The sequence below is a fragment of the Micromonospora sp. L5 genome (assembly GCF_000177655.2).
GTDB classification, from domain to species: domain Bacteria; phylum Actinomycetota; class Actinomycetes; order Mycobacteriales; family Micromonosporaceae; genus Micromonospora; species Micromonospora aurantiaca.
On the sequence record NC_014815.1, the window covers coordinates 6,010,114 to 6,033,158 of the forward strand.

Below are 23,045 nucleotides of genomic sequence, written 5' to 3' on the forward strand. Positions count from 1 at the left end.
CGTGAAGGAGCAGCTGTGGCAGCCGAGGAGGCGACGCACCGCCCACCGACCACGCCCCGCCCAGCCGCGCCGAGCCGCCCCGACGTGAGCGTGGTCGTGCCTGTCTACAACACGCTGCGCTACCTGCGGTCCTGCCTCGACTCGGTGCTGCGGCAGACGATCGGGCCGGGCCGGATGGAGATCGTGGCGGTGGACGACGGGTCCACCGACGGCAGCGGCCGCCTGCTGGACCGGTACGCCGCGAAGCACCCCGGCACGGTGCGGTTGGTCCACCAGCCCAACTCCGGTGGCCCGGCGTCGCCCTGCAACCGGGGACTGGACCTGGCCACCGGCCGGTACGTCTTCTTCCTCGGCTCGGACGACCGGCTCGGTCCGGAGGCCCTTGAGCGTCTGGTCGCCGCCGCCGACCGGTACGGCTCGGACGTGGTGCTCGGCAAGGTGGTCGGGGTCAACGGCCGGCACGTGTTCTCCGACGTGTTCGCCGACGGCAACGCGGTCGACGTGAGCCTGTTCGACTCGGCGCTGCCCTGGTCGCTGGCGAACACGAAGCTGTTCCGGCGCGACCTCGTGGACCGGCTCGGGCTGCGGTTCCCGGAGGACATGCCGGTGCTCAGCGACCAGCCGTTCACGCTCGCCGCCTGCTACCACGCCCGCCGGATCTCGGTGCTCGCCGACTACGACTACTACCACGCGGTGCGCCGGCTGGACGCCCGCAACATCACCTACCACAGCCGGGTCGAGCAGCGCCTGGTCAGCGTGGAGCGGCTGTTCGCGTACGTGGCCGACCTGATCCCCGCCGGGGCGCGCCGGGACGCGGTGTTGCGCCGTCACGCCGGGCTGGAACTGGCGAACCTCGTCGGCGACGACTTCCGGCACCTGGACCGGGCCGCGCAGGAGCGGGTGCACGCGACGGTCGCGCGGCTGGTGCGGCGGCACGTCACCGACGGTCTGCGGGACCGGCTCGACATCGAGGCCCGGCTGCGCCTGGGCGCGGTGACCGCGGGCGGAGTCGACGACCTGCTGGCGGTGATCGAGCAGGACAGCGGCCGGGGCGTGCCGGCGACGGTGTTCGCCGGTGACCGCTGGCACGCGGGCTACCCGGGTGCCCCGGCGCGGTGGACCGACGTCACCGACGTGCGCGCCGACTGGCTGGCGCGGCTGGACACCGTCGACGTGAGCTGGGTCGACGGGCACACGTTGACGGTGACGACGCGCAGCCCGTACCCCCGGTTCGCCACGGAGGCCGGGCCGGTGCGGATGCTGGCCGGTTCGGTCGTGGGCGCCACCCGGATGGACGCCGGCGATCCGACCGGCCGCACGCTCCGCACGGACTTCGCACTCGACCGGCTCCTGGCGGCAAGCTCCGCCAGCGGGCAGCGCCATCCGGTCCGCGCCGAGGTGGACGGCGGTCACGGGCGCGGCGGGGCCGCGGTGCGCGCGCCCCGGCTCGCCGCCGGGCGGCCCCGGCTGCTGCGGCACGGCGCCCGGCTGTACGGGGTGGCGGCGACAGTCGACCCGCGCAATGGTCAGCTCGTGCTCTCCGTGGTGCCGGTGACGGTGGGTCAGCTCGTCGGGCGGCTGCGCCGGCGCGGCAGGCGCGGTCCAGTAACGGCGCAGACGTCAGGGCGCGGCCCGGAAGCCCTGCTCGGCCGGCATGGGCACCTGGAGGTACGTGGTGCCGCGCAGGTCCAGCCAGGCCCGCTGCGGCGCGCGGACCAGCCGCACCATCACCCCGGTGCAGGCGGGGCAGCGCCCGACCAGGCCCGGGGCGTGCGAGTAGACGTGTAGCCCGGCCATCGGGCCGGTCGTCCCGCAGGTCTCGCAGCGGCCGGTGGTGGCGCTCAGGTCGACGGCGAACAACTCACGCAACGGCCCGTCGAGCATGTTGCCGTCCACGTAGGACAGGTCGGTCATACGCCCTCCTCGGGTTCTCAGCCGGTCGGGCCGAACCGTTCGGTCCGCACGCGCCGGGTCGGGTGACCCAGCCCCACCAGCAGGTCGGCCACGGTCTCCACGAATCCGGTGGGGCCGCACACGTAGCACAGCGGCTCCAGGTCGGGCGGCCAGCCGTGGCTGTTCACGTCGGCCAGGCCGATCCGGTGCGGCTCGCCGCGCCAGCCCTCGGGCGCGGACCTGGTGTAGACGTACGCGACGTCGACGCCCTGGTCGTCGCGCGCGCGGCGGCGCAGCTCGTCGGCGTAGATGACGTCGTCGGGGGTGCGCACCGAGTAGACGAGCCGGAACGGCGTGCGGCTGCCCGCGGCGCGGCGCGCGCGGATCATCGCCATCAGCGGCACCACGCCGGATCCGCCGCCCACGAGCAGCACCGGCGCGGTGTCGTCGGTACGCCAGACGAACCAGCCGCCGACCGGGCCGCGTACCTCCAGCGGGTCGCCCTCGGCGTAGGTGTCGGTGAGGTACGGCGACACCTCGCCGTCGGGTACCCGCTGCACCGTCACCTCGATCCGCTCGCCGTCGGCGGGGCCGGCCAGCGAGTACGACCGGGCGGCCTGGTAGCCGTCCTCGGCGGTGAGGCGCAGGTCGACGTGCTGCCCGGGCAGGTGCCCGGGCCAGCCGGGCACGTCCAGCACCAGCGTCTGCGCGGTGGGCGTCTCGATCCGCCGCTCGACCAGCCGGGCGACCCGCCACATCAGCGGCGCGACGCGGCGGCCCTCGGCCTGCGCCGTCACCTCAGTCGCCCTGGTAGCGCTGCTCGCGCCACGGGTCGCCGTAGTCGTGGTAACCGGCGGTCTCCCAGAAGCCGGGCCGGTCGTCGGCGAGCAGCCGGATGCCGTGCACCCACTTGGCCGACTTCCACAGGTACAGGTGCGGCACGAGCAGCCGCGCCGGTCCGCCGTGCTCGGCCGGCAGCGGCCCCCCGTCGTACGTGTGCACCACCCAGGCCCGCCCGCCGCGCAGGTCGTCGAGCGGCAGGTTGGTGGTGTAGCCGCCGTAGGAGTGCGCCAGCGCGTACCGGGCCTCGGTGTCGACGCCGTCGAGCAGCGTGTCCAGGGAGACGCCCTGCCAGGTGGTGCCGAGCTTGGACCAGCGGGTGACGCAGTGCAGGTCCACAGTCGGGGTGTCCTGCGGCAGGCCCATCATCTCGTCCCAGGACCAGCGGTACTCCGCGCCGGTCTCGCTGGTCAGCACGAACTCCCAGGTGTCCAGCGGCACGCGCGGCGTCGGGCCCGCGGAGAGCACCGGGAAGTCCTCGGTGAGGTACTGCCCCGGCGGCAGGTCGGGCGCGGACGTACGGGGCCGGCCCTGGAAGCCGGGCGAGACGATTCCCACCCGTCAGTCGTACCACCGCCGGTCCCGCCGGGGCAGGGGTTCCCACCGAGTCAGGCGGAACCTCCACCCTGCACCTCGTGCACGACGGTGCGCTTGCCGTCGCCGCTGTTGCGGGTGGCCCGCAGGCTGGTGATGGTGACGATCACCAGGACACCGATGATCACGCCGAGCGAGGCGAGCGTCGGGATCTCCGGCACGCCCTCCCAGATGCCGTGCGCCCAGTGCAGGCCGAGCTTGACGCCGATGAACGCCAGGATGGCGGCCAGGCCGTAGCTGAGGTGCACGAGCCGGCTCAGCGCGGCGTGCAGCACGAAGTAGAGCGCCCGCAGGCCCAGCAACGCGAAGGCGTTGGTGGCGAAGACGAGGTACGGGTCCTCGGTGATGCCGTAGACGGCCGGCACCGAGTCGACGGCGAACACGATGTCCGTGGCCAGCACGGCGACCACGACGAGCGCGAACGGGGTGAGCGCCCGCCGGCCGCCCTGCCGGATCGTCATCCGGGTGCCGTGGTAGTCGTCGACCACCGGCATGATCTTGCGGAGCAGGCGTACCGACCGCATCTTGTTGATGTCGACCTCCTGCTCGTGCCCGGAGAGGGCGTCGCGCAGCAGCTTGACCGCGGTGGCGATCAGGATGAGCGCGAACAGCAGGAAGGCGAAGTCGAGCGTCTGGAGCGCGGCGGCGCCGAGCGCGATGAACACACCGCGCAGCACCAGGGCGCCCGCGATGCCGTAGAGCAGCACCCGCTGGGCGAGCACGGCGGGCACCGCGAACGCGGCCAGCAGCAGCATGAAGACGAACAGGTTGTCGACCGAGAGGGACTTCTCGACCAGGTAACCGGTGAGGTACTCGATGCCCTGCTGGCTGCCGTAGCGGGACCAGATCCAGGCGCCGAAGGCCAGCGGCAGGGCGATGTAGAAGGCCGACCAGCCCAGCGCCTCACGGATCGAGACCTCGTGCGGCTTTCTGGTGACCAGGAAGTCGAGCACCAGCAGGACGAGCACGCCGACGATCGTCACGACCCACAGCGTGGGCGTGCCGACAGACGACAACCCGGCCGCGGCCAGGGGCGACAATTCGGGCATGGAGCCTCCTCGAACACCGTGTCATGTTCGAGGTCTCCTTCACCCACGTTTTCGTGGGCAACCACCCGGGGCTCGCCTCGACGGCTTGCCGTACTGACCGGAATGATTCGTGGGAAGTACTCCCCTCGCCTGCACAAGGCTAGGTCACCGCCGGACCGGACGCCAAGTCGGGACACGGTTGATTGCCCTGGTCAACCGCTGTGCGGTGGTGGAGGGCATGGCGCCAGGTCACCGGGCACCCTATGGTGACGCGGGTGACCAACCAGGGACCACTGACCGGCGTACGGGTGATCGAGCTGGCCGGGATCGGCCCCGGTCCGTTCGCGTCGATGATGCTGGCCGACCTCGGCGCCGACGTGGTGCGCGTCGACCGGCCCGGCGGCGGCGGGTTCGGCGCCTTCCCCGGCGACCTGCTGAACCGCAACCGCCGCTCGATCGCCGTCGACCTCAAGCAGCCCGAGGGGCGTGACCTGGTGCTCGACCTGGTCGCCGGCGCGGACGCGCTGGTGGAGGGCTTCCGGCCGGGGGTGACCGAACGACTCGGCCTCGGCCCGGACGACTGCCTCGCCGCCAACCCCAAGCTGGTGTACGGGCGGATGACCGGCTGGGGGCAGGACGGGCCGCTGGCGCAGCGCGCCGGGCACGACATCGACTACCTGGCCCTGACCGGCGCGCTGCACGGCGTGGGCCGGGCCGGGGAACGCCCGGTGCCGCCGATGAACCTGCTCGGCGACTACGGCGGCGGGGGCATGATGCTGGCGCTCGGCGTGGTCGCCGCGCTGTACGCGGTACGCGGCGGCGCACCCGGCCAGGTGGTCGACGCGGCCATCGTGGACGGCGTGTCGGTGCTGGCCACCCAGATCCACGCGCTGCGCGGCATCGGCCTGTGGCAGGACCCGCGCGGGGTGAACCTCCTCGACGGCGGCGCGCCCTTCTACGACACGTACGAGTGCGCCGACGGGCGGTACGTGGCGGTGGGCGCGCTGGAGCCACAGTTCTACGCCGAACTGGTCCGGCTCACCGGCTTCCCGCCCGACGGCGGCGACGGCCCGCAGGACGCCGGCGCGGCGGCCGGCGGTGAGGCGCTGGACCGGGACGATCCGGCGAACTGGCCGGCGCTGCGGGCGGCCTGGGCGCGGCTGTTCCGCACCCGTACCCGGGACGAGTGGACGGAACTGCTGGGCGGAACCGACGCCTGCGTGGCGCCGGTGCTCGACTGGGCCGAGGCGCCGGAGCATCCGCACCTGCGGGCACGCGAGGTCTTCGTGGCGCCGGACGGCGTCACCCAGCCCGCTCCCGCACCGCGCTTCTCGGCCACCCCGACGTCTGTCCGGCGCCCGCCACCGTCGCCGGGCGAGCACACCGACGAGGTGCTGGCCGGTGCCGGGATCGACGCCGGCCGGATCGCCGCTCTGCGCGCCGCAGGTGTGATCGGCTGACCGGCCGCCGGTTCAGCGGCGCGCGGCGGCCGGGGCGAGGGCCGGTTCCACCATGTCCCGGTAGTCGCGCGGAAACTGGACCACGACCTCCTGGAACTCCCCGCCGCGGATCGCCTCGCGCATCGTGACGAACACCGCGCGTACGGCGTCCCGGGCGGTGTTCTCGTCGCAGTCGGCCCGGCGGGCGACCCGGGCGACGAACTCCGCCGCGCCGAACCGTTCCGCGGCCTCGTCGCGCGGATACGGGCTGAGCAGCCCCTGGAGTGGCTTCGGCAGCTGCGCGGCCAGGTCCAGCACCTCGCCGCCGGTCAGCCGCTCGGCGAACGTCTCCAGTGTGGCCCCGGTGAGCGTGGCGGCCCGGTCCTCGCTGGTGCCGGTGAGCCGGGCGACCCAGCTCACGAAGGTCAGGTAGTGCATGCGTGGTACCCCCTTCGGTGCGCCCACCGCGGCTACCCGCGACGGCGCGCCGGAAACGGCGCCGGTCACCGGCGCGAGACGGGGGCGGGATTTCCGCGCTCGCGGGCGTGAGCGGCGGCGCGACGGGTAACCGCCGCCCGGTCATGACCCCGACTACTGCCACGAGGAGCCCGACCCATGGCGAGTTACACGGATGTCCTTGATTACCTGTCCGCGCTGGACTACCCGGCCGGCAAGGACGACGTCATCCGCGAGGCGGAACGGGAGGGCGCGCCGCCGGACGTGTTGCGGGCGCTGCGCGCTCTGCCCCCGGTGGACTACGCCAACGGCACCGAGGTGGCCCGGTCGGCCGGCATCGACGCGGCTCCCGAGGTGAGCCGGTCGCAGCGCGCGGCGCAGGCCCGGGACAACCACCCGCGCGTCTCGCAACACCTGCGCGGCATCTGAGTACGGCGTCGGGCCGGCGGGCGACACGGCCGCCGGCCTCTGCGCGTGCGGAAACAGGCCCGGCGTACGACTGTCGCGCGTGGGCGCTGCCCTGTGGCGGGTCGGCGTGCCCGGACAGGCGAGCGCCCCGGGTCACGAACCGCGACCTGGGGCGCCACGCAGCACCTGTCCTCCGCGGTTCACGCCCGAACCGGGTCGCGACCGCGCAGCGGTGAGATGTTCGCCCGAACCGGGCGGGCATCGCTGCCACGATCATCATACGACGCAACATCAGCCGAACGGGTGAGAATCGCGGAAGTGTGTCCGGGCGCACGTGTGCGCTCAGGCGGTCACCTCGGCGTACCGCCGCTCCAGGTCCACTCGCGCCAGTGCTCCGACCAGCCACGACAGTTGCTCCGACTCGCCGCTGCCGGTCAGTCCGGCGAGGTCGCGCGCGGTACGGCCCAGCCCGAGCCGGCGGGCCGCCGCGAGCGCACGCCGGTCGGCCACCGGCGCCGCCTCGCGCCACAGCGCCTGCGCCTCGCGCAGGAACAGGTCGCACACCTCGTCGTCCACTCCGGGCAGCGCGGTCAGCAGCCGCCGTTCCTCGCCCGCATCCTGGTGCGCGGCGGTCCGCAGCCGGCGCAGGTCACCCCGGTACGTCTCGACGATCGTGCGGGCCAGGTCGCCGAGGGTGTCGGCGATCGCGGGCAGGTCACCGCGCAGCCCGGCGGCGCGCAGCACGCGTACCCGGTCCTCGTGGCGGGAGCGGGCCATCCGGGCCGCGGTGTCCCACCCGGCGTCGCGCAGCGCGGTGGCCGCGTCGACGGACCGGTGGAAGTCGCCCCGGCGGGCCAGCAGAACGGCCAGGTACAGCACCTGGAACAACTGGGCCGGGTTGTTGGTCACCCGGAACCCGAAGCACTCGGCGAACCCGCGGCCGTCTCCGGCGAGCCGGCGGGCGAGCCGCTTCTTGTCCGCGACGTCGCGCGGGGCGGTGGTTGTCGGCATGCCGCCGACTACCCCGGCGACGGCGCGGCATTCGGGGTACGACGGTCAGCCGCGGACCTCACCGCCGCGATCACGGGCCTTGAGCCGGGTGGTGGGCAGCGCGGGCGCGGGCAGCGGCGGCGCCGCGTCGTCGGCGACCACGCCGAAGCGGCGGCCGGCCATCCAGTCCTCCCGGGCGGCCACCACCTCCTCGTGCGAGCGGCCGACGAAGTTCCACCACATCACCAGCGGCTCCTCGAACGGGGTGCCGCCGAGCAGCAGCAGCCGGGTGCCCGGCTCGGCGCGCAGCGTCAGCGCGTTCCGGCCGAGGCCCAGGTAGAGCAGCGCGCCGGGGGCCAGCGCCGTGCCGTCGCACTCGGCGGCGCCGGACATGGCCAGCAGCCCGTACTCGAAGTCCGGGCGCAGCGGCAGCGTGGCCGGCGCCGGCCCGCGGACCTCGATCTGCGCGCCAACCAGCGGGGTGTGCACGACGGCGGGCGAGCGTTCCCCGCCGAGGTCGCCGACGAGCAGCGTGACGTCCAGGTCGCCGTCGCGGAAGCGGGGCAGGTCGGCGTGGTGGGCGAAGTCCGCGTCACCGGCGCGGGCCGGGTCGGGCAGCGCCACCCACAGCTGCACGCCGTGCATCAGCGGCGGGTGGACCAGCGGGGAACGCTCGGAGTGGGCGATGCCGCGCCCGGAGGTCATCACGTTGAGCTGGCCCGGTCGGATGGGCTGGACGTTGCCGAGGCTGTCGCGGTGCAGGATCTCCCCGTCGAGCAGCCAGGTGACGGTCTGCAGCCCGGTGTGCGGGTGCGGCGGCACCTCCATGCCGGGCCGGTCGGCCACGTCGTCGGGCCCGAAGTGGTCGACGAAGCACCAGGCGCCGACCATCCGGCGCTGCCGCTGCGGCAGCAGCCGGCGCACAGTGGTGTAGCGGCCGAGCGGGACGTCGTGGCCGGGCAGCAGCACGCTCCCCGGGTCGGTCGGGCCGACGCCCGGCGGGAGCGTCTGCGCGGGCAGGGATTCGGTGCGGTCCACCGCCCGACTGTACGCTCACTCCGCGGTGACGCTCACCGCGTTCGCGCCCCCGACCAGGTCGAGGTAGAGCCGGTCGGCAGCCCGGTCCCAGCCCGGTGAGCTGACCAGGTCACCGGCGGCGATCCCGCCGCGACGCTGGTCGTACAGGGTCAGGGAGCCGGCGCCGGAGGCCACCCGCACCCGGGCCGGCGGCCCGCCGGGCACGGTGACCGTGAGTTCGCTGACCCCGCCGGTCATCCGGACGGTGAGCGAGCCGTCGAGCCGGGGCAGCAGCAGCCGGGTACGCGACGCGCCGCCGACCAGGTCGATCCCGGCGAGCCGGGCCTCGCCCAGGTCGAGCCGCTGCTCGCTGACGCCGCCGAGCAGCCGCAGCCGCCAGGTGACCCGGGAGTTGAGCACCACCTCGACGGCGGCCGGGCCGGGGCGGCCGTTCTCCTCGATCCGCAGCCGGACCCGGTCGCCCACGAGCTGCGGGCGGGGCGTCACACCCGAGCCGTCCGGCGCGCCGATCCGGTAGAGGTCGTCGCCGAGGTCGGCGGCCCGCAGCGTGAACCGGGTCAGCCCGTCGACCAGCTCGAACTGGGCGCGCTGCCGGTTGCCGCGGGGCGCGGCGAGCGTCTCGGCGCCGGCCACCTCGGCGGCGCCCGCCCCGCCGGAGCCGCCGCCGGGAGCGGGCGACGGCGGGGCGCCGCCGGAGAAGACCACGCCGAGACGGGCCGGGTTGGACAGCGTCACCGCCACGGCCACCGCGCCGAGCACCACCACCAGCACCGCCGCCGCCGCGAGCAGCCGGGCTCCGCCGGACCAGCGGGGCCTGGCCAGGCCGGGGTCGTCCTCGGATGCGGTCATGGTCGTCCCCTCTCGCCGGTCCCCATCGGGTCATACGTCTGCGTCGGCGTCTCGGTTCATTCCCACTCCGGTACGCGAGCGCACCTTGCCGGCGCACGCGGCCAGCACGGCGTGCGCGTCCAGACCGAGACTCTCGATGGCGACCAGCGCGGTGAACGCCACGTCGGCCAGCTCGGCGGCGACCTCCTCGCGGGTGTGCGTCACCCCCTTGCGCGGGTTCTGCCCGAGCAGGCCGATCCAGGCCGCGGCGACCTCGCCGGCCTCCTCGCCGATCTTGAGGATGCGACAGGTCAGTTCGGTGTCGCCGCGGCCGTTCGCGGCGTCGAGCCAGGCGCGCGCGTCCCGCGCCGTCGTCCAGATGGTGGCGTCCACGCGGACCAGTGAACCGCACCCCGCACACCGTTCGTATCCTGGGGCGACGCAGGCCGGAGGGCCTGCGTCCCAGGCGAGAGGAGGTGCCCGTGATGCCGGAGATCGTCGAGTCGGTGTTCGCCGGCGTGGTCGCCCGGAACCCGGGAGAGCCCGAGTTCCACCAGGCGGTCCGCGAGGTGCTGGAGAGCATCGGTCCGGCCCTGGCCCGGCATCCGGAGTACGCCGAGGTGGTCGAGCGCGTCTGCGAACCGGAGCGGCAGGTCATCTTCCGCGTGCCGTGGGAGGACGACCGGGGCCGGGTGCGGGTCAACCGCGGGTTCCGGGTGGAGTTCAACAGCGCGCTCGGCCCGTTCAAGGGCGGCCTGCGCTTCCACCCGTCGGTCTACCTGGGCATCGTGAAGTTCCTCGGGTTCGAGCAGATCTTCAAGAACGCGCTGACCGGGCTGTCCATCGGCGGCGGCAAGGGCGGCGCGGACTTCGACCCGAAGGGCCGCTCCGACCGCGAGGTGATGCGGTTCTGCCAGAGCTTCATGACCGAGCTGTACCGGCACATCGGCCCGCAGACCGACGTGCCCGCAGGTGACATCGGGGTGGGCGGCCGGGAGATCGGCTATCTGTTCGGGCAGTACAAGCGCATCACCAACCGGTACGACGCGGGCGTGCTCACCGGCAAGGGCCTGGCGTACGGGGGCGCGCAGGTTCGCCGGGAGGCGACCGGGTACGGGGCGGTGTTCTTCGCCGACGAGATGCTCCGCCAGGCCGGGGACAGCCTGGAGGGCAAGCGGGTGGTGGTGTCCGGCTCCGGCAACGTGGCCATCTACGCGATCGAGAAGGTGCACCAGCTCGGCGGCACCGTGGTGGCGTGCTCGGACTCCGGCGGCTACGTGGTCGACGAGAAGGGCATCGACCTGGCGTTGCTGCGCGAGCTGAAGGAGCAGCGCCGGGGACGGCTGGCCGAGTACGCGGAGCACGCGCGCAACGCGGTGGCGGTCGCGGACCGCAACGTGTGGGAGGTGCCCTGCGACCTGGCGCTGCCCTGCGCCACGCAGAACGAGATCGGCGGCGCGGAGGCGGCCGCGCTGGTAGCGGGCGGCTGCGTCGCGGTGGTGGAGGGGGCGAACATGCCCACCACGCCGGAGGCGGTGCGGATCCTCGGCCGGGCCGGGGTGCGGTTCGCCCCGGGCAAGGCCGCCAACGCCGGCGGGGTGGCGGTGAGCGGGCTGGAGATGCAGCAGAACGCCAGCCGCGACACGTGGACGTTCGGCGAGTCGGAACAGCGGTTGCGCGAGATCATGCGGGACGTGCACGACAGGTGCTGGGCGACCGCTGAGGAGTTCGGCCTGCCCGGCGACTACGTGGCCGGGGCGAACATCCAGGGGTTCCGGCGGGTGGCCGAGGCGATGCTGGCGCACGGCCTGGTCTGAGCGGTCCGCGGGACGGACGCCGGCGGAGCGGTCAGTCAGCGATTGACAGCTCTCGACGCCCGGCCTAGGTTCAGGGCGCTACCGGCCGGTAGGCATCCGTCCCGCGTCGTCACCCCCGTCCCGGGGTGGCACCCGTCCCCCGGGGAGCAGCGATGCAGCCCTCACCCGTCCGTCGCCGGCTGCTCGCCGTCGGCGCGGCCCTCGCGCTGACGCTCGGCCTCACCGGCGCGGCCCCCGCCGCCGCCACCGGCCGCGACGACGGCAGCGGCCCGCTGCCCGGCTACACCATCGTCAACCCGCCGCTGCCGCCGCTCGTGGTCGGCGGGGCCGCCACCACCGTGCGGCAAGGCGTGCACGCCAACGCCGGGTACGTCATCGAGATCCCGGCGCGCTGGAACGGCGAGCTGGTGATGTGGGCGCACGGCTACCGCGGCCAGGGCACCGAGCTGTCGCCGGAGCCGCCCGGCTTCGACCTGCGGCAGCGCCTGGTGGCGCAGGGGTACGCGTGGGCGTCGTCGTCGTACGACCGCAACGGCTACGACGTGCGCTCCGGCGTTCGCGGCACCCGCGCCCTGGCCGACCTGTTCAGCCGTACCGTCCGGCGCCCGCACCGGGTACTGATCGCCGGCGTCTCGATGGGCGGTCACGTCATCGGCCGGTCGCTGGAGCAGTACCCGGGCTACTACGCCGGGGCGCTGCCGATGTGCGGGGTGCTCGGCGACCAGGAGCTGTTCGACTTCTTCCTGGACTACAACCTGGTCGCGCAGGCGCTGGCCGGGGTGCGCGCGTACCCGACGCCGCCCGACTACCTGACCTCGGCGGTGCCCCGGATCCAGGTCACGCTCGGCCTCGCCGGGCTGACCCCGGGCGGCGCGGACACCACCAATGCGCTGGGCAAGCAGCTACGCGCGGTCACCGTGGACCGTTCCGGCGGGCCGCGGCCGGGCGCCGACGCCACGTTCGCGGTGTGGAAGGACTTCCTGTTCGGCATCGCCGTCGGCGAGGCGGACGGCTCCCCCGCCCGGCGGCCCGGCCAGCTCGCCACGAACCTGTTCACCAGGTACACGCCGAACCAGCCGGTGAACCTCAACGCCACGGTGCAGCGGGTCGCGCCGGAGAACCTGCGCCAGCGGCTCGCGCCCGGCCTGACCGAGGTGCCCCGGATCGCCGGGCGGCCCACCGCGCCGGTGCTGAGCCTGCACGGGCTCGGCGACCTGTTCGTGCCGTTCAGTATGGAGCAGGCGTACGCCCGGGACGTGGCCCGGCACGGCCGGTCCCGGCTGCTCGTGCAGCGGGCGGTGCGCACCGCGCAGCACTGCGAGTTCAGCCCGGCCGAGGCCGGCGCCGCCTGGGACGACCTGGTCCGCTGGGTCCGCACCGGCAAGCGGCCGGCCGGTGACGCGGTCACCGACCGGCGTGCGGTGGCGGCACCGGACTTCGGCTGCCGGTTCAGCGACCACGCCGCCCGGGCCGCCGGCGCCGGCACCCGCCCGCTCTACCCGCCGTGCTGACCCTGCCTCAGTCCTCCGCCCGGGAGTACCAGCCGCCCCGGTAGACGGTGCCCTGCGGGGTCGGCTGCGGCTCCGGCGGCGCCTCCGCCTCCTGCGGCACGTCCCCGGCGGTGCGGCGGGAGCGGCGGACGCGGCTGACCACGAACCAGCAGACACCGGCCACCACGGCCACGATGACGACCTTCTGGAACGTGCCCGCGTACGCCTCGACCACGTGCCACTGCTCGCCGAGCAGGTAACCGGCGAGCACGAACGTGGTGTTCCAGATCAGGCTGCCCAGCGCGGTGTAGAGCAGGAATACCGGAACCGGCATCCGTTCCACTCCGGCCGGGATGGAGATGAGACTGCGGAAGATCGGAATCATCCGGCCGAAGAACACCGCCTTGACGCCGTGGCGCAGGAACCACGCCTCGGTGCGGTCCACGTCCTCCAGCTTGATCAGCGGCAGCCGCGCGGCCAGGGCGCGCATCCGGTCCCGCCCGAGGGCCGCGCCGATGTAGTACAGCGCCAGCGCGCCCACGATCGACCCGAGCGTGGTCCAGAAGATGGCGCCGGCCAGGCTCATCCGGCCCTGGCTCGCGGTGAAGCCGGCCAGCGGCAGGATCACCTCGCTGGGGATGGGCGGGAACAGGTTCTCCAGGGCCACCGCGAGGCCGGCGCCCGGCCCACCGAGCCGTTCCATCAGGCCGGTCACCCAGCCGGCTACTCCGTCGCCGGACGGTTCCGCGGCCCGCGCGGTGCTCGCCCGGGGGACGGCGAGCAGCTGTGCGTTTCCGATCATCGGACCAACGTTACGGGGCGAAGCCGCGGACGACCACGCGTCATGGAAACCATTATCGTGTACGTCATGCGTACGCCGTTGCGGATCGCCGTCGCCCAGCCGCTGACCCGCTCCCACGACGTCGAGGGCAACGCCGCCCGGCACGCCGACGCGGTACGCGCCGCCGGGGCGCGCGTGGTGGTCTTCCCGGAGATGTCGCTGACCGGGTACGAGCTGACCGCCGCGCCGCTGGACCCGGCCGACCCGAGGCTCGCGCCTCTGCGGGCGGCCTGCGCCGAGACCGGCACGCTGGCGCTGGCCGGGGCGCCGGTGCCCGGCCCGCACATCGGGGTGCTCGTGATCGACGCGGAGGGCGTGCGGGTCGCGTACCGGAAGATGTTCCTGGGTGGCGCGGAGCCGCGGCACATGCGACCGGGCCGGGAGCCGGCGGTGCTCGATGTGGACGGCTGGCGGCTGGGGCTGGCGGTGTGCAAGGACACGGGGACGCCGGAGCACGCGGCGGCCACTGTGGCGCTCGGCGCGGACGCCTACCTGGCCGGGGTGCTCGAGTCGGCCGACGACGCGGCCGTGCCGGACGAACGCGCCCGCCGTGTCGCCGCCGAGCACGGTGTGTGGGTGGCGACGGCCAGTTTCGCCGGCTCGACCGGAGGCGGGTACGCGCGGGCCGCGGGTGGTTCCGGGATCTGGTCGCCGGCGGGTGAGCCGGTGGTCCGCGCCGGCACCGGCGTCGGCGAGGTGGTGGCCGCCGATCTGCGGTGACCGTCAGCCCTCGTCGGCGCCGCCGCGCAGCCGTTCGTAGCCGTCGATCAGCTTGCGCAGCGCGGCGGCGGTGACCGGATCGATCTTGTCGTCCTCGGCCGCGTCCTCGATCTTTTCCCGCAGGTCCTCGACCCGCTTGTCGCGGTCCTTCGGCTTGCCCCGGTCCAGCTCGGCGGCCTTCTTCCGCAGGTCGTCGGCCGTCTTGCGGTCGATCAGCCCGATCGCCTCGGCCCGGTCGAGCAGCTCACCGAACCGGTCGCCGAGCTGACGCAGCGTCACCGGCTCGGCTGCCGCCGACGTCGGCGCGGCACTGCTGGGCTCCGGGGCGGGCGGTTCGGCGGCACGCGTCGACGGGCCGGCGGTGGGCGCGGCGGCCGGCGGCGTGCCGGAGCCGTCGCCCCACACCAGCGAGCCGACCACCGCGAGCAGCAGCACCACGGCACCGGCGACGAGCAGCCCGAGCAGCCGGTTCGACGAGACCGCCGGGCGCGGCGGCGCGACGGGACGTGCCGGCGGGACCGGGCGGGACGCGGCGGCCGGGGACCGCTCGACGAGGGTGGGCGGGTGCGCCACCGGCGCCACTGTGGGCAGGATCGCGGTCGGCGGGTCCACCGGGCGGCCCGCGCCGAGCCGGTCGGCGAGCCGGGCCGCGGTGGGCCGCCGCTCCGGGTCCGCCGCCAGGCAGGCCAGGACCAGGTCGGCGATCTCCGGCGGCAGGCCGGGCACCCGCAGCGGCGGGACCGGCGGCCGGTTGCGCCGCACGTCCAGCACGTCGTCCCAGCTGCGCACCGGCAGCGGCGCCTGACCGGTGAGGCTGCGGTACAGCAGCACGCCGAGCGCGTACACGTCGCCGGCCGGGTTCGCCGGGCCCGGGTCGAGCCGTTCCGGGGCGAAGTAGGCGGGAGTGCCCATCAGCAGCGCGCCGGTCTGCCCGGTGACCGGGTGCGGGCCGGCGGGCGCGGCGATGCCGAAGTCGAGCACCTTCGCGCCGGTCTCGGTGAGCATCACGTTCGCCGGCTTGACGTCGCGGTGCACCACGCCGATCCGGTGCGCCGCGGCCAGCGCCCCGGCGACCTGCCCGGCCGTGCGGACCGCGTCCGGCCAGGCCAGCGGCCCGCCGGCCAGCCGGTCGGCGAGCGTCTGGCCCTCCACCAGCTCCATCACCAGGTACGGGACCACGACGCCGCCGTCCAGCGTCGCCTCGCCGTAGTCGTACACCTGGGTCACGTGCGGGTGGGTGAGCCGCGCCGCCGCGCGGGCCTCGCGCTGGATGACCGCCCGCAGTTGCGGATCGGCGGCGAGCTGCCCGGCGAGGGCCTTGACCGCGACGGGCCGGTGCAGCACCTCGTCGTCGGCGCGCCACACCTCGGACATCCCGCCGAGGCCGATGCGTTCGCGCAGGACATATCGGTCGTGCAGGCGCAGGGCGGGCGTGAAAGGCGACATGATGCCTCCAGTCTGCCCGTCCGGTCCCCGTGCCCGTCAACCGCCCGTCGCGAGGGCCCGGGTCAGGGCTTGCGGGCGACCCCGCCGTACATGCTGACGTCGACCACCGACGGGCGCGGCTCGGGCTCGCCGTCGGCGCGCCATTCGGCGACCGAGCAGACGCCCGGCTCGACCAGCTCCAGGCCGTCGAAGAAGCGCACGACCTCCTCCCGGCTGCGCAGGTTGATCACGCCGTGCGGACCGCCGCCGCGGGCTGCCGCCTTCGCCTCGGCGGCCAGTTCCTCCGGCAGGTAGTCGTGGGTGGCGTGCGAGGCGGCCAGGTAACTGCCGGCGGGCAACGCGTCCAGCAGGCGGCCGACGATCGCGTACGGATCTTCACCGTCGGGCACGAAGTGCAGCACCGCCAGCAGCATCAACGCCACCGGCTGGGAGAGATCCAGCGTGCGGCGCAGGTCGGGGTGGGCGAGGATGCGCTCCGGGTCACGCAGGTCCGCGTCGAGGTAGGCGGTGGCGCCCTCGGGCGAGCTGGTGAGCAGCGCGCGGGCGTGGGCCAGCACGATCGGGTCGTTGTCGACGTAGACCACCCGGGCGCGCGGGTCGGTCGACTGCGCCACCTCGTGCGTGTTGTCGGCGGTGGGGATGCCGGTGCCGATGTCCAGGAACTGCCGGATGCCCGCCTCGCCGGCCAGGTGCCGCACCGCGCGACGCAGGAACCGCCGGTTCTCCAGCGCGCTGATCCGGATGGTCGGGAACCGGGCGGCCATCGCGTCGCCGGAGTCGCGGTCGGCCTGGAAGTTGTCCTTGCCGCCGAGCCAGTAGTTGTACCGGCGGGCGGGATGCGCCACCGTGGTGTCGATCCGGCCCGACTCGGATGCCGTACCTGGTGCGTCGCTGGTCAAGGCCGCCTCCACGACTCGCGTGCCACCGTCCACTGTCTCCGGTCGCCGTCATGCTACTGCCCGGCGCCGCGCCGCTCAGGCCGGGTACAGCTCGTCGCGCATGCGGGCCAGCAACTCGGGGGTCCGCTCCGGCGGCGCGGCCTCCACGCACAACCTCTCCATCGCCTCGGCGTAGAAGTCGAGGTCGTCGCGCTTGTCCAGGTAGATCGCGCTGGTGAGCTGCTCGATGTAGACGATGTCGGGCAGGTCGGCGTCACCGAAGCGCAGGATGCTGAACGCGCCGCTGGCCGCGGCGTGCCCGCCGGCGGCGAACGGGACTATCTGCAACCGCACGTGCGGGCCCGAGGTCGCCTCGATCAGCGCGTCCATCTGCTCGCGCATCACCGCGGCACCGCCGATCGGGCGGCGCAGCACCGCCTCGTCGAGCACCGCCCACAACTGCGGCGGGTTGGGGCGCCGCAGCAGTTCCTTGCGCTGCATCCGCAGCTCCACCCGCCGGTCCAGCTCCGCCGCCGACGCGCTGCGGTGGCCGAGCAGGATCACCTCCCGGGCGTACGCGGCGGTCTGCAACAGGCCGGGCACGAACTGCACCTCGTACGTGCGGATCAGCGCGGCGGCCGCCTCCAGGCCCAGGTACGACTGGAACCAGGCGGGGAGCACATCGCCGTAGCGGTGCCACCAGCCCGGGCTGTTCGCGTCCCGGGCCAGCTTGAGCAGCGCGTCACGGTCCTCCGGAGCGGTGACGCCGTAGAGCGTGAGCAGGTCGGCCACGTCGCGCTCCTTGAAGCCGACCCGGCCCAGCTCCATCCGGCTGATCTTCGACTCCGACGAGCGGATCTCCCAGCCGGCCGTCTCGCGGCTGACCCCGGCGTTCTCCCGCAGCCGGCGCAACTGCCCGCCGAGCAGCATGCGCAGCACTGTCGGACCGCTTGTCGGACCACCCTCGACGGGCACCGTCGCCACCTGACCGCCCTCGCATCCCGACGCCCCGGCCGGGCACCCTCCCGGACCGACGAGTAAGCATGCCATGAACCGACAGTGAGGTGAACTCCTCCGGACGGACGGAGTCAGTCCCGTGTACGGGACGGCGGGATCAGGTGGTCGAAGTCGCCGTCCCGGGCGCCGAGCACGAACGCGGCGATCTCGTCCACTGTGTAGATCAGTGCCGGACCCTCGGGGTGCCGGGAGTTGCGGACCGCGATGCCGCCACCGCCGGGCAACTCGGCCAGTTCGACGCAGTTGCCGCTGGGGTTGCTGCGGCGGCTCTTCAACCAGCGCATCGGTGGCAACTCGGTCACGGGCACGCCGTTCGGGGGTTGCTGCATGGGCGTCCTTCGGGATGAGCCAGCCGAGGCCGCGGGAGGAGCGGTGGGTGGCGACGTCTGTCGACTGAGGAGTGAGATGCACGTGCATCTGCTATTGCATCTGCAATGGACAGAGAGCATGATAACCGAAATACGGTGTGCCGGTTCGTTCACGCACGGTGACCCGAGCCCGGCCCCGGGACGCCGCTCCGCGCGGCTTCGGGACTGCGGTGAGGAGGACGCGTTGGCGGATCCGATGACCATCGCCTCCGGCATCTCCGCGGCGGGCGCGCTCGTCTCCGCCTGGCAGTTACGCCGCCGCGCGCTGCGCGCCGAAGCCGAGATCGAGCTGCTCCAGGCCGAGCTGGCCGCCGAGCGGCACGCCGCCAGCCACGATCCGCTCACCGGGCTGCCGAACCGCCGCGCGTTCTTCCGGCTGGCCGCCGCCCTGCTCACCGACCCCGCCGGGCAGCCACTCGTCGCGGTGGTGCTCGACCTGGACAACTTCAAGCAGGTCAACGACCGCTACGGACACGCCGCCGGAGACCAGGTGCTGGTCAGCGTGGCGCAGCGGCTCGCCGCGTTCGCCGGCCCCAACCTGGTGGCCCGGCTCGGCGGCGACGAGTTCGCCGGTCTGCTGGCCAGCCCGACGGCGGACCGCCGGTGGATCGAGCACGCCACCCGGCGGCTCTGCGAGGCGCTCGCCGCGCCGATCCCGCTGGGCGCGCGCAGCATCCAGGTCACCGCCTCGGTCGGGCTCGCGCCGGTGCACTGCCCCACCCAGCTCACCGACGCGCTCTGCCGCGCCGACGCGGCCATGTACGAGGCGAAGACGCTCGGCGCCGCCCGTCCGGCCCGCCAGCTCGTCGCGGAGTGCTGAGTCCGGCTCGTCCGTTAGCTCGTCGCGGGGTGCCGGGCACGGTCCGCCTTGCCTGCCCCAGCTCGTCGTGGGGTGCCGGGCGGCACGTCCGTCGCGGGCCGCTGGGCCCCGTCCGCCTTGCCTGCCCCAGCTCGTCGCGGGGTGCCGGGGCGGGCTCCGTCCGGTGGGTCAGCGCCAGCCGTAGCCGGCGCGCAGCGCCTGCCCGACCCGGTCGAACCGCGGCCGGTCCAGCACCGCGCCCTCGCGGCGGATGCTGTCCTCACGCATGGTGAGCACCCGGTCCAGGCGTACCCAGCTCGGCCGACTGTCCCGGTCCCACTCCCCCGGGCCGAGCGCCAGCCAGTGCCGCTGGCCGTCCCGGTCGCTCTGGCTGGACAGCATCAGCCCGAACAGCGTGCGGCTGTGCCGCCCCACCACCAGCACCGGACGGTCCTTGCCCTGGCGGGGATCGTCCTCGTAGGGCACCCAGGTCCACACGATCTCGCCCGGGTCGGCCTGCCCGTCCGGCTCCGGGGCGTACGACAACTCGCGGCGCTGCAACGCGCTGACCTGGCGGCGGCGCGCGACCTGCGCCGGGATCGGCCCGCCGGTGCGGGTGGGGGCGGGTACGCCCCGGGTGATCCGGCCGAGCTTCGACGCCACGTTCCTCAACAGACCTGCCACGGCGGGCAGCCTAGCGGCCGGGGTGCGCCGGGCCCGGAATCGGGTCGCCGGGACGGCTATGCGGTGCGACGATGCCCCGGTGCCAGTGCCCCGCCACCAGATCCGCGCCGCGTACACCGGCACCGCCGTCACCGTCTACCAGGCGTACCCGCCGGAGATCGCCGACGCGGCGCTGCGCGCGGGCCGGTTCGTGCCGCCCTTCAAGCGGGAGCGGATGACCTGGATCAAGCCCTCGTTCCGCTGGATGATGTATCGCTGCGGCTGGGCGCTCAAGCCGTGCCAGGAGCGGGTGCTGGCGGTCGACATCAGCCGGGCCGGCTTCGAGTGGGCCCTGCGGCACGCCTGCCTCAGCAGCTACGACCCGCGCCTGCACCCGGACCGGGACGCCTGGCGGCACAGCCTGCGGGTCAGCCCGGTGCGGGTGCAGTGGGATCCGGAACGCTCGCTGCGGCTGGCGCCCCTGCCGTACCGCTCGCTACAGGTCGGACTGACCGGCGACGCGGTACGCCGGTACGTCGACGAGTGGGTGGTCGGGCTCACCGACGTCACCGGGCTGGCCCGGTCGGTGCACGGTCGGCTCACCGACGGCGACGAGGCCGGAGCGGCGGCGCTGCTGCCGGTGGAGCGGCTGTACCCACTGCCGGCCGAGGTGGCGCGCGTCGTCGACGCGGGCTGAGCGGGTCCGGTGCCGCGCCGGGCGGCGCGATGTTAATAAGGGGCCCTTCTACTACCGGAGGCGTTAATAGGGGGCCCTTCCTTACGCTGGGGGCGTGGAGTTGCCCGACGATCTGCCGCTGTTCGAGCGCAGCGCGGTGCGGCTGGTGGTGCTCGACGCCGCCGACCGCCTGCTGCTGTTCCACACCCGCGACCCGGACCACCCGGACCTCGGCGTGTGGTGGGAGCTGCCCGGCGGCGGCCTGGACCCGGGTGAGACGTACCGGGAGGCGGCGGTACGCGAGCTGCGCGAGGAGACAGGTATCGCGATCGGCCCGGACGAGGTGGGCGCGCCGACGTGGCGGCGGCGGGCCAGCTTCCGGCACCGGCAGCGCCGCCACCTCCAGGACGAGGTGGTGGTGACGGTACGGCTGCCCGGCCCCGGGCCGGACGTGGACGAGGCGCTGCGGCTGGACTACGAGGTGGAGGACTACTTCGGGTTCCGCTGGTGGCCGCTGGCCGAGGTGCTCGCCGAGCGGCCGCGCTGCTATCCCGGACGGCTGCCCGAGCTGCTGCCGGCGTTCCTGGCCGGGAAGGAGATCGACGAGCCGTTCGAACTGTGGTCGTGACCGGGACGTGCCACCGGGCGCGGCGGCGGGCAGAGTGGAGCCGTGACTCCTCTGCGCGCACCCCTGGCCCGTTACGCCGAGCGGCTGCACCGCGCCGCCGGTGACACCCACCACGTCGCCTCCCCGCTGGGCGCCTGGCTGCTGCTGGCGCTGGCCGGCCCGGCCGCCACCGGCGACGCCCGCGCGGCGCTGACCGAGGCGCTCGACGCCGACCCGGACGACGCCGCCGCCGAGGCCCGGGCGCTGCTCGCCGCGCCGCACCCGATGGTCGCCGCCGCCACCGCGCTGTGGGAGCGCACCCCGGCCGACGAGCTGGCCGCGTGGCGGGCCGCCCTGCCGGAGAACACCGAACGCGGTCCGCTGCCGGACCAGGCGGCGCTGGACGCCTGGGCCCGGGAGCGTACCGGCGGGCTGATCGACCGCTTCCCGGTCGACGTCGCCCCGGACACCCTGCTGGTCCTGGCCAGCGCGCTCGCGACCCGGGTGTCGTGGGCCGACCCGTTCGACACGGCCCCGGGCACGGATCTGGGCGCGGGCAGCGCCTGGGCCGGGCGGCTGAGCCGGGTGCTGCGGACACCGCCGTTCGGGCACCGCTGCTGGGTGGCGGCCACCGACCGGGCCGGTGACGTGGCGGTGCACGCGGTGCCGGCCCGCACCGGCGACGACGGCGCGGGGATGCTCGTGGTGTCGGTGGCCGCCGCGCCCGAGGTGCCCGCGGCCGACGTGCTGGCCGCCGCGCAGGAGCTGGCGAGCGCCGCCGCGCTCATCCCGGACTCCGTGCCGGGCCGCCTGTCACTGTTCGACCTGCCGCTGGGCGAGACGCCGCTGTGGACGCTGCGGGAGAAGCCGGTCAACACGTTCGCCCCGGACGGCCGGGAGGAACGCGCCACGGCGGTGCTGCCCTGCTGGTCGGCGCGCAGCCGGCACGACCTGACCGCACCCGGGTTCGGCTTCGACGCGGCGGCCCGGGCGCTCGGCGAACTGCTGGGCCTGGCCGGGCCGGGGTTCGACGCCGCGCAGTCCGCGGTGGCCCGGTTCGGGCGCTACGGTTTCGAGGCCGCCGCGGTGACGGCGTTCGGCATGGTGGCCGGCCTGCCGCCGGAGGGTGTCGCCCGCGTCGCCGAGCTGCGGTTCGGTCACCCGTACGCGGTCGTCGCGGTGACCACCGACCCGGCCGGTGGGCCGTGGCACGCGCTGCCTGTCTACTCCGCCTGGGTGGCCGACCCGGAGGAGCTGCCCGCCGACGAGGCCGGATAGGCGGCGAGCGCGCTCGTGAGCTGGTCCAGTCCCAGCGAGCCGAGTTCCAGCGCCCGGTTGTGGAACGCGCGCCGGTCGCCGGGGAACGCCGCGCGGCCGTCCCGCCACACCCGCTCCCCCACCTTGTAGGTCAGCGCCTGCCCGGGCCGGCCCAGGTAGCGGGCCAGTTCCAGTGGCGCGTACGGGCCCTGGTGGCAGCGCTCGCGCAGCAGGTCCAGCGCGGCGTCCGGCGTCCACCGCGCGCCGCCGCCGGAGGGCATCGGCAGCTTCAGGTGCAGGCCGATGTCGAGCACCACCCGGGCCGCCCGCAGCAACTGCATGAACAGGTGTCCCAGCCGGGCGCCCGGCTGCTCGTAGAGTCCCAGCTCGTCCATGAACCGCTCGGCGTACAGGGCCCAGCCCTCCTGGGCGCCGGAGAGCCCGCCGAGCAGGTTCAGCCGCTGACCGGGGCCGCCCCGGCACGCCTCCGAGCCGAGGTGCAGGTGGTGGCCGGGGACGCCCTCGTGGTACACGGTGCTGTACGCCCACCAGGTGGAGAAGTGCTCCCGGCCCTCGGGCAGCAGCCACGAGACCCGGCCCGGCCGGGTCAGGTCCCGCGACGGCCCGATGTACGCGGTCCCGCCCGACGTGGTGACCCGTGACTCGATGCGCCGCAGTGGCGCCGGGATGTCGAAGTGCGTGCCGTGCATCCGCTCGGTGGTGGCCTCCAGCAGCTCCTGGAGCCAGGCGGCGAACGCGTCCCGGCTGCGCAGGACGCCCGGCGCGTCGGGACGGTCGAGCCGGTCCCGCACCTCGGGCACGGTGCCGCCCAGGGTTCTCGCCTCGGCGACCAGTTCCGCCTCGATCGCGGTGAACTCGTCCCAGCCCCACGCGTACAACTCGCGCAGGTCCGGTTCCGCGCCGGGCCGAAGGCCTCGTCGTCGTGCGCCCG

The 23,045-nt window shown here is 74.6% G+C and carries 25 protein-coding genes and 1 pseudogene; 10 read left to right on the forward strand and 16 right to left on the reverse strand.

Annotated elements, in window-relative coordinates; all coding sequences use genetic code 11:
* Positions 1-15: 15 nt before the first annotated feature.
* Complete coding sequence (locus ML5_RS27750; RefSeq protein WP_013477044.1) at positions 16-1,788, forward strand: glycosyltransferase family 2 protein; 1,773 nt, start codon at positions 16-18, stop codon at positions 1,786-1,788.
* Here the strand turns inward: ML5_RS27750 and ML5_RS33005 are convergent.
* From ML5_RS33005 to ML5_RS27765, 4 genes and pseudogenes are all read right to left on the reverse strand, one after another.
* Positions 1,714-1,914: pseudogene (locus ML5_RS33005) on the reverse strand (DUF6510 family protein); the annotation flags it as partial. The gene ML5_RS27750 and the pseudogene ML5_RS33005 overlap by 75 nt on opposite strands.
* Positions 1,915-1,931: 17 nt before the next feature.
* Positions 1,932-2,651, reverse strand: a complete 720-nt coding sequence (locus tag ML5_RS27755) for a ferredoxin reductase (protein WP_201766756.1) — start codon at positions 2,649-2,651, stop codon at positions 1,932-1,934.
* Positions 2,652-2,691: 40 nt separating this feature from the next.
* Complete coding sequence (locus tag ML5_RS27760) at positions 2,692-3,291, reverse strand: sulfite oxidase-like oxidoreductase (protein WP_013285974.1); 600 nt, start codon at positions 3,289-3,291, stop codon at positions 2,692-2,694.
* 50 nt (positions 3,292-3,341) lie between these two features.
* On the reverse strand, positions 3,342-4,376 hold the full coding sequence (locus tag ML5_RS27765; protein WP_013285973.1) for a TerC/Alx family metal homeostasis membrane protein: 1,035 nt from the start codon (positions 4,374-4,376) through the stop codon (positions 3,342-3,344).
* 242 nt (positions 4,377-4,618) lie between these two features.
* Here ML5_RS27765 and ML5_RS27770 point away from each other — a divergent pair, with 242 nt between their 5' ends.
* Positions 4,619-5,815 carry a CaiB/BaiF CoA-transferase family protein gene (locus tag ML5_RS27770; RefSeq protein WP_013477046.1) on the forward strand — a complete coding sequence of 399 codons (1,197 nt, stop codon included), beginning with the start codon at positions 4,619-4,621 and terminating at the stop codon, positions 5,813-5,815.
* A gap of 12 nt (positions 5,816-5,827) precedes the next feature.
* On the opposite strand, the gene ML5_RS27775 is transcribed toward ML5_RS27770, so the two are convergent.
* Positions 5,828-6,232: a DUF2267 domain-containing protein gene (locus ML5_RS27775; protein WP_013477047.1), complete on the reverse strand. Its 405-nt coding sequence runs from the start codon at positions 6,230-6,232 to the stop codon at positions 5,828-5,830.
* Between the two features lie 177 nt (positions 6,233-6,409).
* Between ML5_RS27775 and ML5_RS27780 the strand changes: the two genes are divergently transcribed.
* Positions 6,410-6,679 (forward strand): DUF2795 domain-containing protein, encoded by a 270-nt coding sequence (locus ML5_RS27780; protein ID WP_013285970.1) that lies wholly within the window; start codon positions 6,410-6,412, stop codon positions 6,677-6,679.
* Positions 6,680-7,000: 321 nt separating this feature from the next.
* Here the strand turns inward: ML5_RS27780 and ML5_RS27785 are convergent, their stop codons facing one another.
* From ML5_RS27785 to ML5_RS27800, 4 genes are read right to left on the reverse strand one after another with little or no spacing between them, the layout of a single operon-like run.
* Positions 7,001-7,669: a hypothetical protein gene (locus ML5_RS27785; RefSeq protein ID WP_013285969.1), complete on the reverse strand. Its 669-nt coding sequence runs from the start codon at positions 7,667-7,669 to the stop codon at positions 7,001-7,003.
* Between the two features lie 45 nt (positions 7,670-7,714).
* Positions 7,715-8,686 (reverse strand): pirin family protein, encoded by a 972-nt coding sequence (locus ML5_RS27790; RefSeq protein WP_013477048.1) that lies wholly within the window; start codon positions 8,684-8,686, stop codon positions 7,715-7,717.
* Positions 8,687-8,701: 15 nt separating this feature from the next.
* A complete protein-coding gene (locus ML5_RS27795) occupies positions 8,702-9,535 on the reverse strand; it encodes a hypothetical protein (RefSeq protein WP_013477049.1) in 834 nt (277 codons plus the stop codon).
* Between the two features lie 30 nt (positions 9,536-9,565).
* Entirely contained in the window at positions 9,566-9,907 is a 342-nt protein-coding gene (locus tag ML5_RS27800) for a MazG-like family protein (RefSeq protein ID WP_013285966.1), read from the reverse strand.
* Between the two features lie 92 nt (positions 9,908-9,999).
* Here ML5_RS27800 and gdhA point away from each other — a divergent pair, with 92 nt between their 5' ends.
* Together gdhA and ML5_RS27810 are read left to right on the forward strand one after the other, a co-directional pair.
* Entirely contained in the window at positions 10,000-11,331 is a 1,332-nt protein-coding gene (gene gdhA / locus ML5_RS27805) for an NADP-specific glutamate dehydrogenase (protein ID WP_013477050.1), read from the forward strand.
* 152 nt (positions 11,332-11,483) lie between these two features.
* On the forward strand, positions 11,484-12,842 hold the full coding sequence (locus tag ML5_RS27810) for a S9 family peptidase (protein ID WP_013477051.1): 1,359 nt from the start codon (positions 11,484-11,486) through the stop codon (positions 12,840-12,842).
* A 7-nt stretch (positions 12,843-12,849) separates the two neighbouring features.
* Here ML5_RS27810 and ML5_RS27815 read toward each other — a convergent pair whose 3' ends face one another.
* Complete coding sequence (locus ML5_RS27815; protein ID WP_013285963.1) at positions 12,850-13,623, reverse strand: DedA family protein; 774 nt, start codon at positions 13,621-13,623, stop codon at positions 12,850-12,852.
* A gap of 66 nt (positions 13,624-13,689) precedes the next feature.
* Here ML5_RS27815 and ML5_RS27820 point away from each other — a divergent pair, with 66 nt between their 5' ends.
* Complete coding sequence (locus ML5_RS27820) at positions 13,690-14,382, forward strand: carbon-nitrogen hydrolase family protein (protein WP_041784304.1); 693 nt, start codon at positions 13,690-13,692, stop codon at positions 14,380-14,382.
* A gap of 3 nt (positions 14,383-14,385) precedes the next feature.
* Here ML5_RS27820 and ML5_RS27825 read toward each other — a convergent pair whose 3' ends face one another.
* From ML5_RS27825 to ML5_RS27840, 4 genes are all read right to left on the reverse strand, one after another.
* A complete protein-coding gene (locus tag ML5_RS27825; RefSeq protein WP_013477053.1) occupies positions 14,386-15,828 on the reverse strand; it encodes a serine/threonine-protein kinase in 1,443 nt (480 codons plus the stop codon).
* Positions 15,829-15,890: 62 nt separating this feature from the next.
* The gene (locus ML5_RS27830; protein WP_013477054.1) at positions 15,891-16,727 is read right to left on the reverse strand and encodes an SAM-dependent methyltransferase; all 837 of its coding nucleotides are present in this window, start codon (positions 16,725-16,727) and stop codon (positions 15,891-15,893) included.
* A 75-nt stretch (positions 16,728-16,802) separates the two neighbouring features.
* A complete protein-coding gene (locus tag ML5_RS27835) occupies positions 16,803-17,690 on the reverse strand; it encodes a helix-turn-helix transcriptional regulator (protein ID WP_013477055.1) in 888 nt (295 codons plus the stop codon).
* 104 nt (positions 17,691-17,794) lie between these two features.
* Positions 17,795-18,052, reverse strand: coding sequence for a DUF397 domain-containing protein (locus ML5_RS27840; protein WP_013285958.1), 258 nt, complete (start codon positions 18,050-18,052; stop codon positions 17,795-17,797).
* 223 nt (positions 18,053-18,275) lie between these two features.
* On the opposite strand from ML5_RS27840, the gene ML5_RS27845 reads away from it, so the two are divergent.
* Entirely contained in the window at positions 18,276-18,911 is a 636-nt protein-coding gene (locus tag ML5_RS27845) for a GGDEF domain-containing protein (protein ID WP_030269102.1), read from the forward strand.
* A gap of 168 nt (positions 18,912-19,079) precedes the next feature.
* Here ML5_RS27845 and ML5_RS27850 read toward each other — a convergent pair whose 3' ends face one another.
* A complete protein-coding gene (locus ML5_RS27850) occupies positions 19,080-19,574 on the reverse strand; it encodes a type II toxin-antitoxin system PemK/MazF family toxin (RefSeq protein WP_013477056.1) in 495 nt (164 codons plus the stop codon).
* Positions 19,575-19,653: 79 nt separating this feature from the next.
* On the opposite strand from ML5_RS27850, the gene ML5_RS27855 reads away from it, so the two are divergent.
* The 3 genes from ML5_RS27855 to ML5_RS27865 all read left to right on the forward strand — a co-directional run bounded on the left by ML5_RS27855 (position 19,654) and on the right by ML5_RS27865 (position 22,114).
* The gene (locus tag ML5_RS27855) at positions 19,654-20,250 is read left to right on the forward strand and encodes a DUF4291 domain-containing protein (RefSeq protein WP_236619306.1); all 597 of its coding nucleotides are present in this window, start codon (positions 19,654-19,656) and stop codon (positions 20,248-20,250) included.
* 94 nt (positions 20,251-20,344) lie between these two features.
* Positions 20,345-20,857, forward strand: coding sequence for an NUDIX hydrolase (locus ML5_RS27860; protein ID WP_013285954.1), 513 nt, complete (start codon positions 20,345-20,347; stop codon positions 20,855-20,857).
* A gap of 42 nt (positions 20,858-20,899) precedes the next feature.
* Positions 20,900-22,114, forward strand: coding sequence for a hypothetical protein (locus ML5_RS27865; RefSeq protein WP_013477058.1), 1,215 nt, complete (start codon positions 20,900-20,902; stop codon positions 22,112-22,114).
* On the opposite strand, the gene ML5_RS33320 is transcribed toward ML5_RS27865, so the two are convergent.
* On the reverse strand, positions 22,060-22,992 hold the full coding sequence (locus ML5_RS33320) for a DUF885 domain-containing protein (RefSeq protein ID WP_369751997.1): 933 nt from the start codon (positions 22,990-22,992) through the stop codon (positions 22,060-22,062). The two genes, ML5_RS27865 and ML5_RS33320, sit on opposite strands and share 55 nt — an antisense overlap.
* Between the last annotated feature and the right edge of the window lie 53 nt (positions 22,993-23,045).